The sequence below is a fragment of the Virgibacillus siamensis genome (assembly GCF_039522605.1).
Lineage (GTDB): Bacteria > Bacillota > Bacilli > Bacillales > Amphibacillaceae > Lentibacillus > Lentibacillus siamensis.
In genome coordinates this window covers 1-1,271 of the sequence record NZ_BAAADS010000032.1, presented here as the reverse complement: position 1 = coordinate 1,271, position 1,271 = coordinate 1, and the positions used below count along the sequence as shown (strand labels likewise).

The following is a 1,271-nucleotide window of genomic DNA, read 5'->3' as shown; positions in this document are numbered from 1 at the left end:
AACAGAAATCATGCGGCTTGTTGCTGAATCAATTGTGCATTAATACGGTCTGCAGCTAGTTTTGAAGCATTATAAATAAGTGTTGCCATGTCAAAATGAATTTTTGCGCGTTTTCCCGTACGATAACGAACGTTGTTAAGCTGAAAGAATTCTTTGAGATACGCGTTGACTCGTTCGGCGGCCGTGCGACGCTTGAAAAGGTTTTTCCAGGCTTTGGATCCACGAGCTGGTGCTGTGTACTTTCTTAAGTCTTGGGTTATTTTTACCTTATAAACCTTTTGACAGATGCTTTCATTGGCCAGTGGGCAGTCTATACATTCTTTTGGTCTTGTGTATTTTAGTGTTTCGTATTTAGCGTCAAAACTATCATAACGATAGGAATGTTCCCGGAAACAGGTTGGGGCAAAGTGTTTATCGAACCCAATTGTTTCACCTTCATTTCGCTTATTATAGGCAATGACGGATTGTTGGCCCATTTGATGCACCTGTTCGTATATCGGTTCATAATCATAACCGGCATCCATTGTTTGATAACGTAACGTTGAGAGGGGAAGTTTCTCCATCCCCTTAAGTAATGGGATTGCTGCCTTTCCGTCATTTAAGTTTCCTGATGAAAACAGGGACTGTAAGATGTATTGACTTGATGTGCCAACAGCCAGGTGTCCTTTATAGCCATACCAGAAGACATTTTTTCCTTCTGCGTTCTTCTTTACACCCCATTGTGGGTCTTGAGGAACTTCGGCACGTAATTCATCTAAGGGCGCATCCAGCTGGGCTTCTATTCTCTTTTCGTAAAGAGGCAGGTTCGCTTCTTTTTCAGCCTGTTCTTTCAGCCATTGTTCCCGCTCTTCTTTCGATTTGCGTCCGCGCTTTTTGGGTTCAGACTTTGGCTCTTCTTCTTTGGGTGGTGCTTGATCACGGGCTTCAAAATGGGTGGCATCAATGGCCACTGTATCATCCGTGATGAAGCCCTCTTCAATAGCTTGAAGAACAACTTCATCTTGTTCCTTCACTAATATGCCAGACTCTTTTAATTTCGTTACCAGCCGGGAATAGGAAGCCTCGGAAGGAATGCTATCTGAAACAAGAAACTCGCAATTCAACTTAAAGGCAATATCATCATGCAGACGCTTCACAAGATCTTTAATTGTTGGAATCCGTTCCACATATCTCACGAAAAGGGAGATAATCATGGCTGCATAATTTAGTTCTTCCGGCGCACCACGGCGGGATTTCTTTATTACTGCATGATGAATGGCATCCAGATCTAT

General features: G+C 42.9%; 1 protein-coding gene. It reads right to left on the bottom strand.

Annotated elements, in window-relative coordinates:
• Positions 1 to 8: 8 nt before the first annotated feature.
• The coding region (locus ABD010_RS18240; RefSeq protein WP_343816500.1) for an IS1182 family transposase at positions 9 to 1,271 on the bottom strand (1,263 nt) is incomplete at its 5' end.